14 protein-coding genes are annotated in these 15,728 nt (G+C 66.1%); 11 read left to right on the forward strand and 3 right to left on the reverse strand.

Annotation, left to right across the window (positions count from 1 at the left end):
* Positions 1 to 53 precede the first annotated feature (53 nt).
* The 3 genes from B0G81_RS32810 to B0G81_RS32820 all read right to left on the reverse strand — a co-directional run bounded on the left by B0G81_RS32810 (position 54) and on the right by B0G81_RS32820 (position 5,101).
* On the reverse strand, positions 54 to 1,763 hold the full coding sequence (locus B0G81_RS32810; RefSeq protein WP_134141164.1) for a POTRA domain-containing protein: 1,710 nt from the start codon (positions 1,761 to 1,763) through the stop codon (positions 54 to 56).
* A gap of 286 nt (positions 1,764 to 2,049) precedes the next feature.
* Complete coding sequence (locus B0G81_RS32815; RefSeq protein WP_134141169.1) at positions 2,050 to 3,441, reverse strand: collagen-like triple helix repeat-containing protein; 1,392 nt, start codon at positions 3,439 to 3,441, stop codon at positions 2,050 to 2,052.
* A 178-nt stretch (positions 3,442 to 3,619) separates the two neighbouring features.
* Positions 3,620 to 5,101, reverse strand: coding sequence for a collagen-like triple helix repeat-containing protein (locus B0G81_RS32820; RefSeq protein ID WP_134141172.1), 1,482 nt, complete (start codon positions 5,099 to 5,101; stop codon positions 3,620 to 3,622).
* A gap of 656 nt (positions 5,102 to 5,757) precedes the next feature.
* Here B0G81_RS32820 and B0G81_RS32825 point away from each other — a divergent pair.
* The 11 genes from B0G81_RS32825 to B0G81_RS32875 all read left to right on the forward strand — a co-directional run bounded on the left by B0G81_RS32825 (position 5,758) and on the right by B0G81_RS32875 (position 15,728).
* Complete coding sequence (locus tag B0G81_RS32825; RefSeq protein ID WP_134141176.1) at positions 5,758 to 5,946, forward strand: Flp family type IVb pilin; 189 nt, start codon at positions 5,758 to 5,760, stop codon at positions 5,944 to 5,946.
* A gap of 138 nt (positions 5,947 to 6,084) precedes the next feature.
* A complete protein-coding gene (locus B0G81_RS32830; protein WP_134141180.1) occupies positions 6,085 to 6,585 on the forward strand; it encodes an A24 family peptidase in 501 nt (166 codons plus the stop codon).
* The gene (locus B0G81_RS32835; RefSeq protein ID WP_243856675.1) at positions 6,491 to 7,081 is read left to right on the forward strand and encodes a TadE/TadG family type IV pilus assembly protein; all 591 of its coding nucleotides are present in this window, start codon (positions 6,491 to 6,493) and stop codon (positions 7,079 to 7,081) included. Before B0G81_RS32830 ends, B0G81_RS32835 begins: the two co-directional genes overlap by 95 nt.
* 100 nt (positions 7,082 to 7,181) lie before the next feature.
* On the forward strand, positions 7,182 to 8,132 hold the full coding sequence (cpaB, locus tag B0G81_RS32840; protein ID WP_134141184.1) for a Flp pilus assembly protein CpaB: 951 nt from the start codon (positions 7,182 to 7,184) through the stop codon (positions 8,130 to 8,132).
* A gap of 44 nt (positions 8,133 to 8,176) precedes the next feature.
* On the forward strand, positions 8,177 to 9,583 hold the full coding sequence (locus B0G81_RS32845; protein WP_134141188.1) for a type II and III secretion system protein family protein: 1,407 nt from the start codon (positions 8,177 to 8,179) through the stop codon (positions 9,581 to 9,583).
* A 132-nt stretch (positions 9,584 to 9,715) separates the two neighbouring features.
* Positions 9,716 to 10,957, forward strand: coding sequence for a fimbrial protein (locus B0G81_RS32850; RefSeq protein WP_134141191.1), 1,242 nt, complete (start codon positions 9,716 to 9,718; stop codon positions 10,955 to 10,957).
* 3 nt (positions 10,958 to 10,960) lie between these two features.
* Positions 10,961 to 12,361, forward strand: coding sequence for a CpaF family protein (locus B0G81_RS32855; protein ID WP_116116696.1), 1,401 nt, complete (start codon positions 10,961 to 10,963; stop codon positions 12,359 to 12,361).
* A complete protein-coding gene (locus B0G81_RS32860) occupies positions 12,354 to 13,382 on the forward strand; it encodes a type II secretion system F family protein (RefSeq protein ID WP_134141196.1) in 1,029 nt (342 codons plus the stop codon). The genes B0G81_RS32855 and B0G81_RS32860 overlap by 8 nt, the downstream gene beginning before the upstream one ends.
* Before the next feature lie 2 nt (positions 13,383 to 13,384).
* Complete coding sequence (locus B0G81_RS32865; RefSeq protein ID WP_134141201.1) at positions 13,385 to 14,407, forward strand: type II secretion system F family protein; 1,023 nt, start codon at positions 13,385 to 13,387, stop codon at positions 14,405 to 14,407.
* A 9-nt stretch (positions 14,408 to 14,416) separates the two neighbouring features.
* The gene (locus B0G81_RS32870) at positions 14,417 to 15,271 is read left to right on the forward strand and encodes a pilus assembly protein (protein ID WP_134141205.1); all 855 of its coding nucleotides are present in this window, start codon (positions 14,417 to 14,419) and stop codon (positions 15,269 to 15,271) included.
* A 94-nt stretch (positions 15,272 to 15,365) separates the two neighbouring features.
* Positions 15,366 to 15,728 carry a DUF3613 domain-containing protein gene (locus tag B0G81_RS32875; RefSeq protein ID WP_243856803.1) on the forward strand — a complete coding sequence of 121 codons (363 nt, stop codon included), beginning with the start codon at positions 15,366 to 15,368 and terminating at the stop codon, positions 15,726 to 15,728.

Below are 15,728 nucleotides of genomic sequence, written 5' to 3' on the forward strand. Positions count from 1 at the left end.
GCGCGCGTCGTTTGATAGTGGATACTCTAATCAGGACGCGGCACTTCCACCGATCAATTCAGCTGATACGAAAACGTCGCGTTGATGCGCGGACTACGCGACGCGCTTTCCACCGGCGCGTCGCCGATCGCTTTGGCCACCGAGAGATCCAGGCTGTAGTACTTCGCGTCCGAGATGCGGAAGCCGAACGCGATCGACGAAAGCTTCGAAGGCGAGGGCGTGCCCGCATGCAGATAGACGCGCGCCATATCGAACGAAACGTAAGGCGTGAGCGTGCGCAGATAGGTGAAGCCCGGCGTGAACGCACGGTTGACTTCCAGTATCGCGCCCCAGCCCGAATCGCCTGATGCCTCGCCCGGCTGATAGCCCTGCGCGAAACGCTGCGCGCCGAACGAAATCTGCTCGGAGGTCGGCAGCGATACGCCGCTGTATTGGCCTGTCAGCGAGACCGCCGTGCCGATCTTCAACGGCCACTCGTTGGTTTGCGAGAAGCTCGCGCCGGTGCGCACGAAGTTGATCGACGCCGGATTGGTGACGGGCGAGCCCGGCACATTCGAGTCGCCCGACTTGGACGCGCCCAGAATGTCGAACGCTTTCGCCACGTTGACGCTCGCGCGGCGGACCTGGCTCGTCTGCACGCTGGTGTAATCGGCCTGCAACTGCATGACTCGCACTTGCGAGCGGAAGCCGATCTGGGCGCCGGTGTCGTGGTTGTGGTAGCGATCCTCGTCGTGCGACGCATAGACCGACGCCGTGCCGATCACGCTTTGCGTGTTGCTCAACAGGATCGGATACGCCAGCGAACCGCCGATCTTGTCATTGATGACCGTGCGTTCGATGGAAGAGGGCAGGCCGGGATTGTCGGTCGGATTGCCGCGATAGTGCGAGGCGTCGATCTTCGCGATCAGCCCGTTGCTGCCGATCGGCACCGCGCCATGCGCGGCGAGATAGGTGACGTTGTCGCGCCCCTTCGGCAGCAAGGCCGACACGCTCAACTGTTCGCCGAACGAGGTCAACCCGTTTTCAGTGGCGGTCAGAAGCCCCTGCACGCCGGGGTGATTGAAGTCGATGCCGGTGCTGACGTCGAACGGTTTGCGCTCCACGTTCAGTTCGAGCGTGGTGGCGCCGTCGGTGTTCTGCGGCGGCGGCACGTTGGCCGCAACCTTCACACCCGGCAGCAGGCCGAGCACGTTGATGTAGCGCTCGAACGTAGCGCGCCGCAACGGTCGGTCGGCGGTGATGTGATCGGCAATCGCGCGGATCTTGTCTTCCACGGCGCCGGCCTTGCCCGTCACCTTGACCGCGGACACGTAGCCTTCCACCACCGTCACGCGCACCACACCGTCTGCGAATGTCTGCGCCGGAATGAAGGCGAACGAGAGCGCGAAACCGCGGTCCTGATAGAGCTTCGTGACACCGTTGGCGACCTGGATCAGATCGCCGATCGTCGTGTCCTTGCCGACGAGCGGCGTGAAGCGCTGCGCGACATCGTCGAAGGGAATGGACTTCACGCCCTCCACCTGCACGCGCGAAGGCGTGATATGGCGCGCAAGCAATTCTTCGAGTTGAGGGGCTTGCGGCGCGACCTGCACGGTCACGTTCGGGCCTTTGTCGGGCGCCTTGATCTGCGGCAGCGAGTCCAGCGGATTGCCGCCGACCGCCGAGCCGCCAGGGCGGGACTGCGCATGCGCTTGCATTGGCAGAGTGCCCGCCGCAAACGCTGCGAGTACCACGGTCCCTAGGCTGCTGTACCCGAGTTTCATCGGATGTTCCTCGTATATCGTTCTTGTGTGTCGCGGACGCACCGCCTGGCCGGGCGGGTCGCGAGCGCTTATATGCGGCTCGACGTGTAGTGCGATGCTTATGTGTATTACGTCACGTACCAAGTGGGGCTTGAGCGCTCTGGGCAACCGCGCGAAGCACGTGACGAGTCGGACTGTTAGTGCGCATTGCGTCACTCGCTGCGGCTTGCATCATTCAATGAACAGCCGCGCGGCAGTTCTCACCGGGTGGCTGATGCACGCCGCAGCGATTGAATAGTTAGGCTAACTACTTATGGTTCACCGGCGCCAGGCCACCTAGCAGGGTCGTCAGGCCGCTCGTCGCCGTGCCCGAGCCGCTCGTCGAACCTGCGGCCGAGCTGAGCGTGCCGGTCAACTGGCCGACCAGCGCGGTCACTGGCGCGAGCGCCTGGCCGCTGCCGCCCGAACCCGAGCCGCCGTTCGTGACGCCGGAGAGCGCGCCCGGCAACGTCGACAACGGATTCGATGCGTTCCCCATGCCACCGAATGCCGAAGTCAACGAGCTCAGTGGCGAACCGCTCAAACCCGAGGAAGTCAGCGAACCCAGCGGCGTGCCGCCGAGCGCCGAGGTCAGCCCGGCCAGCGGTGTGCCGCCGAGCAGCGTCGACAGTGAGCCGAGCGGATCGCTGCCGAGCCCAAGACTCGCCAGCGAACTTTGCAGCGGGCCGAACGGATTGCTGCTGGCGGGCGGCCCATTGGCGACGCTAACGCTCGTGGCGCCGACGAGGCTCGTCAGCAGTCCGGGAATCGGTAGCGCGCCATTCGGGCCATTCGGATTGACCAGGCCGCCTGCGTTGGTGACGGTGTTGCCGAGCGAGCCGGCCAGCGTGCCGAGATCGCCGCCGACCGGATTCTTCGTGGCGCCGCCCACTTGCGAGCCGGCGGAACTCAATGCGCCGCCCACTTTCGCGAGCACGCCGCCGAGGGGCGCGCCGAGGCCGGTCTGCGTACCGACCGCTTGCGTGACGAGTCCTGCCGTCGTCACGATCGGCGTGATGGCGGTGCTGATCGGTTGAGTGATCTGCTGCACGGGCACCGAGCCGAGCGCGTTGCCGAGCGTCGCGCCACCGGCGTTGAGTGCGCCCGCAGCGGTGGAGAGCGTGCTGGCCAATGGTGTCGTGAGCGGCGCCAGCGGCGCGAGCTTGCCGCTGCCGAGGCCGCCGACGGCAGTGCTCAACCCTTGCACGACGCCGCTCGTCGAACCGACCACCGAGCCGAGTCCGGCGACCGTGGTGCCGACCGGATTGGCCGTCGTGCCGGTCTGGCCGACGCCGTTGCTGACGGCGTCGGCCAGCGAGTTCAGCGTGCCGCTCGTACTCGACACTGCGTTGCCGAGTCCTTGCGTGACTTGCGGGCTGAGGCCCGGAATGGTCTGCGAGGCGATCGCCGTGCCCAGGTCGCTGGTGGTCTGCGCGGCCGCGGTGGCGACGCCGGTCGTGCCCGTCTTCGCGGTGGTGCCGCTGCCGGTATCGGTCGAACCCGAGCCGCTGCCGGTGCTTGAGGTGGTGGGCGGCGCGCTGACGGTGCTGCCGCCGCACGCCGCGAGCAAGCCGGCGACCGCCACGGCAATCAATGGCGCGCGCAACGACAACACCGTCGCGCACGTCGCAGGGAGAGAGAAAAAACGTTGAATGGACATGTGTGCTCCTCTGTGTCTTCTGGATGTCGTGTGCGTTGATATCAGTGCGCCGTTGCAACAGATGTCTGAGCGGCGCGGCCCAGTTCAGCCAGGTTTCGGGAAGCGCCGGGGCGCGGCTGGCGGGCCGCGTTCCGGCTGGGTCTCGCTCAACGTTTTTCGCTGTTCCCGAGAGGGCTGCTTACTTCTTGCCCAACCCGCCGAGCAGGCCGCCGACGAGCGACGTCACTGGTGCGAGCGGATTGTTCGACGTGCCTTTGCCCGTGCTGGTCGACAGCGACAGGCCCGCGCCTGAGTTGGTGGGCGCGGCGGCGGTCGTGGTGGTCGGCGCGGCGCTCGCCGTGCTGGTGACGCCGCCGAGTGCGCCGGTGACACCGGACAGCAAGCCGGTGACCGGTGCGAGCGGGCCGCTGCTGCCGCCGGCCGCGCCGGAGAGGCTGCCTGTCACGGTAGAGAGCAAGCCGGTGACGGGAGCGAGCGGGCTGCCGCCGCTCGATGCGCCACCGACGGCGCCAGTCAAGCCACCGAGCGCGCTGGTGAGCGGCGCGAGCGGGCCGCTGCCGGCGCCACCGGTCAAGCCACCGAGCGCGCTGGTGAGCGGCGCTAGCGGGCCGCTGCCGGCGCCACCGGTCAAGCCACCAAGCGCGCTGGTGAGTGGCGCAAGCGGATTGCCGCCGCTGCCGCCCGTGAGCAACCCGCCGACCGAAGCGACCGTCGTGCCGGTGTCGGTGACCGTATGGCCGAGTGCGGCCGTGACCGGGTTGCCGCCGGTCGCGGTCAACAGGGCGCCGGCCTTGCCGAGTCCGCCGCCGACCGTCGAGAGCAGGCCGTTGAGCGGCGCGCCGAGACCCGTAGTATTGCCGACCGTTTGCGTGGTCGCGGCGACCATCGACGTGATCGGCGTGATGGCGGTGCTGAGCGTTTGCGTGACTTGCTGGACCGGGCCCGTCGAGAGGGCGGTGGTGAGCGTGCTGCCGCCGTTGGCGACCGCGCCGCCGAGCGTGTTGACGACGCCGCCGAGCGGCGTGGTGATCGCCGACAGCGGAGCGAGCGGACCGCTGCCGAGACTCGTCACGAGGTTGCCCGTGTCGGTCACTGCGCCGCCGACATGATTCAGCACACCGCCCACGCTAGAGACTGTCGTGCCGACCGCGTTGCCGCCGGTGCCGAGTTGGCCGGGCCCTTGCGACACGCCGTTGCCGAGTGTCGAAACGGCCGAGCCGACTTGTTGCACGATGCCGCCGGCGGACTGGGTGGTTTGCGAGCTGACGCCGGGCAACGTCTGCGAACCGATCACGGTACCGATGCCGGTGACCGCCGAGCCGGCGTCGCTAACTACACCGCCCGTGTTGCCGACTACCGTGCCGAGCGCGTTGGCGACGGGCGTCGTGCCTGTACCCGTTCCCGTGCCTGTTCCCGAACCGTTGCTGCCCGTGGTCGTGTTCGCACCTGCGCCCGCACCCGAGCCCGAGCCCGAGCCGCCCGCACCCGTCGAGCCGCTGCCGGTCGTGGAAAGTGTGCCGCCGGCGGAGCCGCTGCCGCTGCTGCCGGTGCCGGAACTCAGGCTCCCGGAGCCTCCGCAAGCACCAAGAGAAAGCATCGCAGCCACGCCGGCTGCAATCAGGGTTGCCCGTACTGTCGTGTTGGTCGTTTGAATGTTCATGTCGCCCTCGCATCGCATGTGTTATTGGATGTTGCTGCGTGCCTATCTCTGCACGAGCCGTGCCATTTCGGCTGAACAATGCGAGGACTTTTTCGGAGCGAGCCGCGGCGCTATATGCGATAAGGCTTTGCGAGGAACTGACGGAGCGTGCGCTAAACCAGATTGCGCTCACATAAGGCACTGCGCGGCGCATTCGCGCGACCGGCGTAACGTAACGAGCCCCGCGCGCCGTTACGATGTACGGCGTAACGCGGGCGGGCGAAACTGGTGGGCGCGCTTGAAACGTTCTGTTCAAACGAATAATTAGTGGAGCGAATCTAACTCATGGTTATTCCTATGTGCTGCAACGCACGAACTGCCGTTAACTAGAGTGAATGGTAAAAATGCATACGGGATGAGATTCGGCGCAGCGGACAATTGCTTAAAAATGATTGTTCGGCTATAAAACCAGAAAGCATTGGAGATTGATCACGGAGGTGGGTTATCGAACAGACAACTCATGCGTGGGTGTTTTATTGAAGGGCGGCTGCAGGGCATGGCACTGCGATGCAATAAACGAGACTGGGAATGAGAGCTCAACGGTCCGCGCATCCAAGGCACATGGTCGAGAATTGCAGAACGTATACGAACGAAATAAATGAAGTTCGAGGGTTCAAATGAAAAAATTCGCACAACGCTTTCTGGCCGATAACAAAGGCGTAACGGCTATCGAATATGGCCTTATCGCAGGCCTCGTCGTGCTCGTGATCGCTACCGCGGTGACGAATGTCGGCACGAACGTCTCCAATGTTTTGCAGCAAGTCGCGGATAAAATCTCGCCGTCCACCACGAAGACCGGATCGTAAAGGCAAACCGTAAGCGCTGCGCGAAGCAGCCGGCGTTTCGACGTCCGCCCGCTTCGTGGGCGTAATAACGCATCGCTGAATCGTTAATGTGGATTGCATTGCAATCCACATGGCGCAGCTTCGCCTGTCGAGTTCGAGATGAATGTTTCCGTGGGCATGTTGTTATTTATCGCGTGGGCAGTGGCTGTCGCAATTAGCGATTGCCGTTGGCGGCGTATATCCAATTCAGTAGTTGTCGCCGGCCTGGCGGCGGCATTTTGCTGCGCGTTTTTTCAATGCGGGCCTTTCGGCATTTCGCTGACTCAGGCAGGCATTGGTGCAGTAATCGGTCTTGCTGTATTGCTGCCGTTTTTCGCGCTCGGCGTGATGGGCGCCGCGGATGTCAAAGTCTTCGCCGTTCTCGGCGCATGGTGCGGCATGCACGCGCTGCCCGGTCTATGGATGGCCGCGAGTCTCGCGGCCGGTCTGCACGCAGCGTGGCTTCTGATTACCACCCGCACGCGGCTCGCCGGCCTGGTCCGTCGATCTGGCGCCACGTTCGAACTTGCCGGCAAAGCAGCCACGCCTTACGCTGCGTGTCTCACCGTGGCCGCGAGCGGCTGGCTCGTTCTGCACGGCATGGCGGGAAGCGTTCGATGAAAACCGTCATGACACCACGCGCGCGCTCGCCGCATCGGCGCATCAACGTGCGCCGCGCGCGCGCGCGCAACGCGGCGCCACGGCCGTCGAATTCGCGCTGGTGTTCCCGCTGTTCTTCACGATCCTGTACGCGATCGTCACCTTCAGTCTGATTCTCGTCGCGCAGCAGAATCTGACAATGGCCGCGGAAGAGGGCGCACGCGCCGCGTTGAACTGGCAGAGCAACACCTCGATGCAAAGCGCGTTGACCAATCGCGGCAACGCGGCCTGCGCGGCGGCGAAACTGGTAGCCGCGACGCTCGTGCAGTCGATGCAATGCACGCCGTCTTCCAAGGCATGCGGGCCGAACAGCGCGATGCAATGCGTGAATGTCCTGGTGAGCTACGACTACCAAACCAATCCGCTGATACCGAGCTTGCCATTGCTGGGGTTCGCGCTGCCGAACACGCTCACGAGCAGCGCCACGGTCCAGCTCAATCCGGAGAACATACAGTGACGCACGCGCCGGCACCCGGCTCCCTCGACCTCCTGGTCCGTCCACGTGTGATCGAACGCGCGCACGGCATGGCATTGTTTAACCGAAGCAGTCAACCTTCATGCCGAATCTGACCAAAATTCTGGCCGGCGTCCTGATCGCGGTCGCGCTCGTGCTCGGCCTGTTCGCGTGGTCGCTGTCGCACCGCCCGGCGCCGGTAGCCGTCACGCCCGCCACGCAAGCAAGCTTCCCAGTCGTGGTGGCGACTCACACGCTGCCGGCGGGCAAAGCCATCACCGTGAACGATGTGCGTGTGCAGTCGCTGCCGATCAATCCGAACGGCGCCTTCACGGACCCGGCGCAACTGGCCGGCCGCGTGCCGAACGCAGAGATCGGCGCGGAATCGCCGGTGCTGGAAAGCCAGTTGTCCTCCGGGCTCGCCGAGCGCGTCGAACCGGGCGAGCGCGCGCTTGCTGTCCGGGTAGACGAAGGCAACGCGGTCGGCAACCGCTTGCGGCCGGGCAATTTCGTCGACGTGTTTTTCACGCTCAAGCGCGACGGCAGCCTGGGTAACGGCGGTGAAATCGATCGGACCCAGGCGCGTTTGCTGATGTCGAAGGTGCGCGTGCTCGCGTTCGGTAATGCGACCGCGAGCGGCGACAGCGCCGGCGATCCGAACGGCATGGTCCGCACTGCGGTGCTGGCGGTGCCGGTCGCCGATATCGACCGGTTGACGCTCGCCGAGAGCGCCGGCCGCCTGATCTTCGCATTGCGCAATCCCAAGGATCCCGAAGTAATCGACCAAACCGTGCTGCCGGCCTATCCAGGCGTGCTGAAGACGGCGGCGCATGCGGGCGCGGCCGAGCCGCTGCGGGACTCGACGCGCGCCGCAGCCGGCGTCGCGCTCGACACGTTGTCGGGCACCGCCAATGCGAGTGTCGCGGGCGCCGCCGCGAGGCCGTCATTGCCGCATATACCGCTGCCGCCCACGCGCGTGGCGGGCAATACAAACAGTACAAAAAGCGGTATCGAAGTGATACGGGGTGGGCGCGCCGAAACGGTCGCCTGGTAAGCAGTGGTTCCAGGAGCGGACGGCCAGTCGCGTCCAATAACTACATGACAGAACGGATTTTTGTTTTCAGGAAGGCGGCGTGCGTGGGCCTGGCTTTGCTGGCCGTATCGGCGGCGACCGACGCAGCCGGTCCGGCGCAGCGGGGCCAAGCCGCGCCAGCGGCGCAGCCGGCTCAGGCCGCGTTTGCCGCGCCGGCGCAAAGCATCGACCTGACGGTGGGCGCGCAGCGGCAACTCGCGGTCGGCCACACGTTGCAGCGGATTGCGATCGGCGATCCGTCGGTGGCCGACGTGCTGATCATCAAGGGCGACAAGCGCGGCGGCGTGCTGCTGGTCGGCAAGGCCGCGGGCACCACCAACCTCATGCTGTGGGCGCGCGATCGTGACGCGCCGCTGCAATACACCGTCAACGTCACCACGCCGGCGGCTGCGTCGCTGCTCGGCGCTGATACGCCGGCCGTCAAGGTGCTCGGCGGCACGGCGATCGTGTCCGGCACGTCGGCGACGATGGAGGCGCACCAGCGCGCCGTGGTCGCGGCGGAGGGCTCGCTCGGCAAGGACGGTGCGGTATTCGATACGTCGACGGTCGCAAGCCGCGCGGTCGTGCAGGTGGATGTGCGGGTCGTCGAGTTCAGCCGTTCGGTGCTCAAGGAAGTGGGCTTCAACTTCTTCAAGCAGAACAACGGCTTTACGTTCGGCTCGTTCGCGCCGTCGGCGTTGAGCTCGGTATCGGCGACGGCGGGACAGGCGCCGAGTATGACGGCTGTGACGCCGATCTCGTCGGCGTTCAACCTGATCTTCAACTCCGCTACGCACGGCCTGTTCGCCAATCTGAGCCTGCTGGAAAGCAACAACCTCGCGCGGGTGCTGGCCGAGCCGACGCTCGTGGCCTTGTCCGGCCAGAGCGCGAGCTTCCTCGCCGGCGGCGAGGTGCCGATTCCGGTGCCGCAGGCGCTCGGGTCGACGTCGATTGAATTCAAACCTTATGGGGTGGGACTCACGCTCACGCCGACCGTGCTGAGCCCGCAGCGCATCGCGCTCAAAGTCGCGCCGGAGGCGAGCCAGCTGGACTTCGCCAACGCCGTGACGATCAGCGGCGTGTCGGTGCCCGCGTTCACCACGCGGCGTGCCGACACCACCGTCGAACTCGGCGATGGCGAGAGCTTCGTGATCGGTGGGCTGATCGATCGCGAGACGGCGTCGAATGTCTCGAAGGTGCCGTTGCTCGGCGATCTGCCGGTGATCGGCACGTTCTTCAAGCAACTGAACTATCAGCAGAACGAGAAGGAACTGGTGATCATCGTGACGCCGCATCTGGTCTCGCCGCTCGCCAGGGGCGCGACCTTGCCGTCGACGCCGGGCGAGCAGTCCGAGCAGCGCAACGGGCCGGTGTGGCGTTCGCTGATCGGCGGCGTGGTGGCGCGCGATTCGTCGCCGGGATTTTCCAGGTGAAGCCGGCAGGTGCCATCGCGGCGCGGCGGCTGACTACAGGTGTGAGCCGGCGCGCGCGCGAACTGCGTGCACCCACCGGCAAGCAGTACGACGTGGGGGCTTTGCCGCCTATGCGGCATAAGGACGTGCAACATGAACGCGAGAACGCATTCATTGACTGAAAGGGCGGTCACCGATTATTTCGTGTTCGCGTCGCTGGCCGACGAACACGTGCATTGGCTCGCCGATACGCTGGCAGGCGCCGGCGTGGTCGAAGCGGCCACGCTCGATCCGTCGATGCTGATGCAGCGCATCGCGACGCTCAATCCGTCGCTGGTATTCGTCGATTTTTCAGGCGGCCGTGCCGCGGCGGCGAGTGCTGCCGCGAGCGCGGTACGCACTGCTTATCCGGGCATGCAGATCGTCGCACTGGGCTCGCTCGCCGAACCCGAAAGCGCGTTGGCGGCGTTGCGCGCCGGCGTGCGCGATTTCATCGATCTGTCGGCGCCGGCCGGAGACGCGTTGCGCATCACACGCCAGGTGCTCGACAATCTCGTCGAGCCGGTCAGCCGCCATGGCCATGTCACCGCGCTGCTGGGCGCACGCATCGGCATGGGCGTGAGCACGCTGGCCGCGAATCTCGCGGTGCTGCTGCAGCGGCGCGACATCGCGCAGGGCCGGCAAGCCGCCTTGCTCGATCTCGGCCTGCCGGCCGCCGACGGCTCGCTGCTGCTGAACACGCGCAGCGAATTCAACTTCGTCGAAGCCGTGCGCAATCTGCGCCGCTTCGATCAGACCTTCGTCCATACCGCGCTGTCGCATCACTCGAGCGGCCTCGCGCTCACCACGTTGCCGCCGAATCTCGCCGACATGCGCGAGGTCTCGTATTCGTCGTCGATCGGTTTGCTGAACCGTCTACGCGCGTTCTTCGACCAGCAGATCGTCGACCTCGGCGGCTTCACCAATAGCGAGTTCATCGCCCATGTCGTGCAGGCCGCCGATGAAACCTGGCTGCTGTGCGACCAGGGCGTAGCTTCGATCGTGTCGGCCGTCGGCGTGCTCGACGCGCTGCGCGAAGAGGGCGTGGATACCGCGAACGTGCGTCTGATCGTCAACAAGTTCGACGCCGATCTCGGCCTTGCCGCCGCGCAGATCGCGCAGCGTCTGGATATTGCGCTGCTCACCGCCTTGCCGGAGCGGCGCATCGCGCTCGGGCAGGCGGTCAATCAGGGACATCTGCTGGTCGATACCGCCGCGCGCGATCCGTATGTGCGCGCACTCGAGCCGTTGATCGAGCGGCTCGGCGGCGGCGAGCGCGCGGTGGCGAAGGCACGTGGCAAATCGGCACTCGGCGCGCTCAGGCGCTTCATTCCAACTACTCAAAAGCGGTCATAGACGATGGCAAAAGAGATCGAATTTGCCGACGACGCGGCTTCGTTCGCGCACAGCCAGCAGTTCCAGGACATCAAGAACGCGGCGCACGAACATCTGCTCACGCGCATCGAAGAGCTCGGCTCCGAGTTCGGCCGCTGGTCGCGTAACGCGATCAACCAGTTCGTCGATCTGGAGATGGACAGCTTCGTCAGGCTGCGCCGGATACCGATCAACGAGAGCGAGGTTCGCCTGATTGCCGAGGCGCTGACCAAAGAGCTCGCGGGCTTCGGTCCGATCGAGGATCTGCTCGCCGATCCGGCCGTCGAAGACATTCTGATCAACGGCTACAACGACGTGTACGTGTCGCGCCACGGCATTCTCACGCGCATCCAGGTGCGCTTTGCGGACAACGCGCATCTGCTGCGGATCGTGCGGCGCATTCTCGCGCCGATCGGCCGGCGTCTGGACGAATCGAATCCGATGGTCGATGCGCGTCTGCCGAACGGCGGCCGCGTGAACGTGGTGATCGAACCGCTGTCGATCGACGGCCCGATCGTCTCGATCCGCAAGTTCCGCAAGGATCCGATGCGGCCCGACGATCTGCTCGGCAACGGCACCTATAGCCCGGAAATCGGCGCGCTGCTCGAAGCGGCGGTGGCGGCGCGCTGCAACGTGCTGGTGTCGGGCGGCACGAGTTCGGGCAAGACCTCGCTGCTCAATGCGCTGGCCTTTCACATTCCCGAGCCGGAACGGGTCGTGACTATCGAGGACACCGCGGAACTGTCGCTGAACCATCCGCATGTGGTGCGGCTCGAAAGCCGGCCGGGCGGTTTCGACGGCTCGGGAATCGTGACGATTCGCGACCTGCTGCGCAATACGTTGCGGATGCGGCCGGACCGCATCATCGTCGGTGAAGTGCGCGGCGGCGAAGTGCTCGAAATGCTGCAGGCGATGAACACCGGCCACGACGGCTCGATGGGCACCGTGCACGCCAGCTCGCCGCGCGAATGTCTGTACCGGCTCGAAATGCTCGCCGGTTTCGCGGGCTTCCAGGGCACCGAGTCAAGTCTGCGCCGCCAGATTGCCAACGCGATCGACTTCATCGTGCAGATCGGCCGGCTTTCCAACGGGCGTCGGCGGATTCTTTCGATCACGGAAGTGACGGGGCTGTCCGACAACATCATCGCGACTCAGGAGCTGTATCGCTATGAGCCGATCCTGACGGCCGAAGGCGATGAACTCGACAACTGGGTGTCGCTCGGCATTCACCCGCACTCGCCGAAGCTGGCGCGTTTCCGTCAGGCGCTGGGCGGCGGCGAGGCAAGTCATGCGTTCGGCAATGCGGGCTTCGGCGGCTCGGGGGGCGGGTTTGGCGGCGGCGGTGGCTTCGGTGGCGGTGGGTTCGGCGGAGGCTTCAATGTCTAGCGCGGTTCTGGTCTTCGCGGCGCTTGCGCTGCTCTGCGCGGCGCTTGCCTTGCTGCTCTGGCAGCGCGGCGCGCAACGCAAAGGCCAGGCGAGCGCGGAACGTTATATCGACAGCCGCATGGCGATGCCGGCCGGCGCTGCCGTGGGCGGCATGGGCGGCGGCGCGGCAAGCACTGCGCGCGTCGCCCCCGCGCGCGTCGCGGCGCAGCACGCCGTGATCGCGCCGCAGGCACCGCCGGCCGATGCAGGCTTGCTCGCGCGTTGGCGCTACGGCCAGGCACGCGTGCGCTTCATGGTGCAGCACGCGATGGCGCGCGCCGGTATTGTCAATGCCAAAGGGCCTGCCGCGATCGCCGGCACGATCGTGGTGCTGCTGTGCGGCTGGGCCGCCATGATGGGTGGCGCGCTCGCGGCCTGCGTCGCGTTGCTCGCCTGCGTGATGTTCTTCTATTTTCTGCTGACGATGCGAGTGAACAAACGCCGTCAGCAGATCGTGCGGCAGTTGCCGCTTTTTCTCGACGGCATCGTGCGGCTGATCACGCTCGGCAACAGTGTGCCGGCGGCTTTCCAGGCCGCGCTGCAAACCACCGAGGCGCCGCTGCGCGAATGCCTCGACTACGTGTCGCGGATGCTGCGCACCGGCGTCGAAATCGATCGCGCGCTCTCGCAGGTGGCCATGATCTACGGCGTGCGCGAACTCGAACTGGTCGGCGCCGTGCTGCGTCTGTCGGTCAAATACGGCGGCCGCGCCGACGTGATGCTCGAGCGGATGGCTTCGTTCATGCGCGATCTCGAACACGCCGAGCGCGAGCTGGTGGCGATGTCGTCGGAAACCCGGCTGTCGTCGTGGGTGCTGGCCATGTTGCCGATCGGCATCGGCGGTTTTCTGATTCTCTCCAATCCTAAGTATTTCGCTTCGATGTGGTTCGACCCGATGGGGCGACAGCTCGTCTATCTGGCGTTCGTGCTGCAGGTGGTCGGGGCGTATCTGCTGTACCGCCTCGCGAATCTGAGGAATTGACGATGCAGACCCAACAACTCGCCGCGCTTGCACTGGCTCTGACCGCGCTCGCTTTGCTGCTGATCGCCGGCCTGGTGCTGGCGCGCGTGGCGGCAGCGCGGCGCAGCGAACGCACGCTGCGCAACGCACTCGACGAGCGCGCGTTGCAAAGCGCGGCGCTCGCGGCCGCCGCGGCGCGTGGGGCAGAGGGCGCGCAGGGTGGTGCGAAGGCTGGCGCAAACGCTGCCGTGCGCAGCGCGCCGCCGGCGGGTTTCAAGGGCCTGCTCGAACGCTTCGCGCATACCGGGATTCGCTGGCTCGACACGCCGTTCGGCCGCCAGGTCGTCGCTGAAGAAGACCGCCGGCTGCTGGAGCAATGCGGCTTCGTGGATACGCGCACGCGCGGCCTGTTTCTGCTGGCGCGGCTGCTCGGCGCTCTGGTGCTGCCGGTGCTCGCCGGCACGCTGGCGAGCGCCCATCTGGACGGAGCCCGTTATGTGGCGCTGGTGATCATCGCCGTGATGGCGGGCTTCATGTTGCCGAAGTTCGTGTTGCAGCGGCGTGCCGGCAAGCGCCGTCGCGCGGTGGTCGACGAATTGCCTTTGCTGGTCGATTTGCTGCGTCTTCTGCAAGGCGTGGGGCTGTCGCTCGATCAGAGCTTGCAGGTGGTGGTCAACGATTTTCGCGGCATGCTGCCAGTGCTCGCCGGCGAACTGGAAATCGCGCAGCGTCAGTTCGCTGCCGGCCGCACGCGTGAGCAGTCGCTGAACCGGCTCGCGTCGAGTTACGACAACGAAGATCTGCGCGCCGTGGTGCGTTTGCTGGTGCAGGTCGACCGGCACGGCGGCGCCGTGCAGGAACCGCTCAAGCAGTTCGGCGACCGCCTGCGCGAGGCGCGCCGCGCGATTCTGCGCGAACGCATCGGCCGGCTCGCCGTGAAGATGACGGGCGTGATGATCGTCACGCTGTTGCCCGCGCTGATGATCGTCACGGCCGGACCCGGCGTGCTGGCTGTCCAGCATTCGCTGGGCAAGGTGAAGCACTAAGGATTTGCCATGACTCACAGTCTCTCATTCGATTCCGTTAAACCGGGCGCGCGCTGCGCGGCGGCGCTGGCCGCGTTGTCGCTGCTCGGCGCGTGCGCGTCCAAAGACGTCATGGGCTATGGCGTCGGGCCGCAGGCGGAACGCGCCGTGATGGCGCAGCAGGCCAGCAAGGATCCCGCGCCGGACACGCCGGGCATGTACCTCGGCCTGATCGATCAGATGCAATCGCAAGGGCTGTACTTCGCGTCGCTCGCGCATATCGACGCGTACGACAAGCAGTACGGCGCAAGCCCCGACTCGATTCTGCTGCGCGCCGACGCGCTGCGCATGACCGATCAGCCGGCCGCCGCCGCGAACGCATACGGACAACTGCTGAAGACGCCGCTCGCCACGCGCGGCTACCGCGGTCTCGGCCTGATCGCGGGCGCGGCCGGCGACTTCGGGCGCGCCGCGCAGGAATTGCAGCAGGCCGTCCAGCTCGCGCCGACCGATGCCACGACGCTCTCGGACCTCGGCTATGCGCGATTGCGCGACGGCGATGTGGACGGCGCGCGCGTCCCGCTCATGAAGGCGGCGGAACTCGACCAGACCAATCCGAAGATTGTCAGCAACGTCGCGCTTTATCTGCTTGCCAATGGCAACCAGGCGCAGGCGCTGGCGGTCATGAACCAGCAGAAGCTCGCACCGGACGTGCGCGCCGCGATCCGCAGCGATGCGGCGAAGGTGGCCGCGGCGGCGCGCGTACAAATACGCGGAGCGCCGCTGCAACAAGACTCGGGCGCGCTCGGCGCGGGCGCGCGCACGGTCGCGAGCGCGCAGGGCATCGAGCCCGCGCCGCGTCTGTTGCAGCGGTTCGCGCAATGAGCGCGCGACGACCTCGTGGCGATGCATCAGGGAATCAAGGAATCAGGGAACAGCAATGAGAAACACAACAACGAAGCGGGGCTGGAGCGCGTCGATGCCGTGCCGGTGGTTGGCAACGGCTGCGGCGGCCGGTGCGCTGCTGGGCGCGTCCGTCTCGGCCATGGCGCAGACGGGCGAAATGACCCCGGCCGATCAGAGCGCGCCGCCGGCAGTGCAAGCCAGCGAAGTGGGTCACGCGACCCGCGCATGGCGCGACCTGCAGAGCAGCAACACGGAAGCCGCGCCGGCGCTGCCGATGCTCGGCGCCGAAGCCGGGCTGGCCTACCGCCGCTACATGGAATCGTTCAAGAGCAAGATTCCCGATCTGTACGGCTCCGCGTTGAACGCGGGCAGCGGCGGCAATGGTGCGATGGCTGTCAACAGCGGTCTCGGCGGAAGCGGCGGCGGATCGAACTGA

The organism is Paraburkholderia sp. BL6665CI2N2, assembly GCF_004366535.1.
In the GTDB taxonomy this organism is placed as follows: domain Bacteria; phylum Pseudomonadota; class Gammaproteobacteria; order Burkholderiales; family Burkholderiaceae; genus Paraburkholderia.

What these genes read in the sequence shown, in the direction of transcription:
- cpaB (WP_134141184.1), top strand. Translation starts at nt 7,182, where the DNA reads ATGCCGAATCTGACCAAAATTCTGGCCGGCGTCCTGATCGCGGTCGCG.
- B0G81_RS32875 (WP_243856803.1), top strand. Translation starts at nt 15,366, where the DNA reads ATGCCGTGCCGGTGGTTGGCAACGGCTGCGGCGGCCGGTGCGCTGCTG.
- B0G81_RS32815 (WP_134141169.1), bottom strand. Translation starts at nt 3,441, where the DNA reads ATGTCCATTCAACGTTTTTTCTCTCTCCCTGCGACGTGCGCGACGGTG.
- B0G81_RS32810 (WP_134141164.1), bottom strand. Translation starts at nt 1,763, where the DNA reads ATGAAACTCGGGTACAGCAGCCTAGGGACCGTGGTACTCGCAGCGTTT.
- B0G81_RS32850 (WP_134141191.1), top strand. Translation starts at nt 9,716, where the DNA reads ATGAACGCGAGAACGCATTCATTGACTGAAAGGGCGGTCACCGATTAT.
- B0G81_RS32865 (WP_134141201.1), top strand. Translation starts at nt 13,385, where the DNA reads ATGCAGACCCAACAACTCGCCGCGCTTGCACTGGCTCTGACCGCGCTC.
- B0G81_RS32820 (WP_134141172.1), bottom strand. Translation starts at nt 5,101, where the DNA reads ATGAACATTCAAACGACCAACACGACAGTACGGGCAACCCTGATTGCA.
- B0G81_RS32860 (WP_134141196.1), top strand. Translation starts at nt 12,354, where the DNA reads ATGTCTAGCGCGGTTCTGGTCTTCGCGGCGCTTGCGCTGCTCTGCGCG.
- B0G81_RS32855 (WP_116116696.1), top strand. Translation starts at nt 10,961, where the DNA reads ATGGCAAAAGAGATCGAATTTGCCGACGACGCGGCTTCGTTCGCGCAC.
- B0G81_RS32825 (WP_134141176.1), top strand. Translation starts at nt 5,758, where the DNA reads ATGAAAAAATTCGCACAACGCTTTCTGGCCGATAACAAAGGCGTAACG.
- B0G81_RS32845 (WP_134141188.1), top strand. Translation starts at nt 8,177, where the DNA reads ATGACAGAACGGATTTTTGTTTTCAGGAAGGCGGCGTGCGTGGGCCTG.
- B0G81_RS32870 (WP_134141205.1), top strand. Translation starts at nt 14,417, where the DNA reads ATGACTCACAGTCTCTCATTCGATTCCGTTAAACCGGGCGCGCGCTGC.
- B0G81_RS32830 (WP_134141180.1), top strand. Translation starts at nt 6,085, where the DNA reads ATGAATGTTTCCGTGGGCATGTTGTTATTTATCGCGTGGGCAGTGGCT.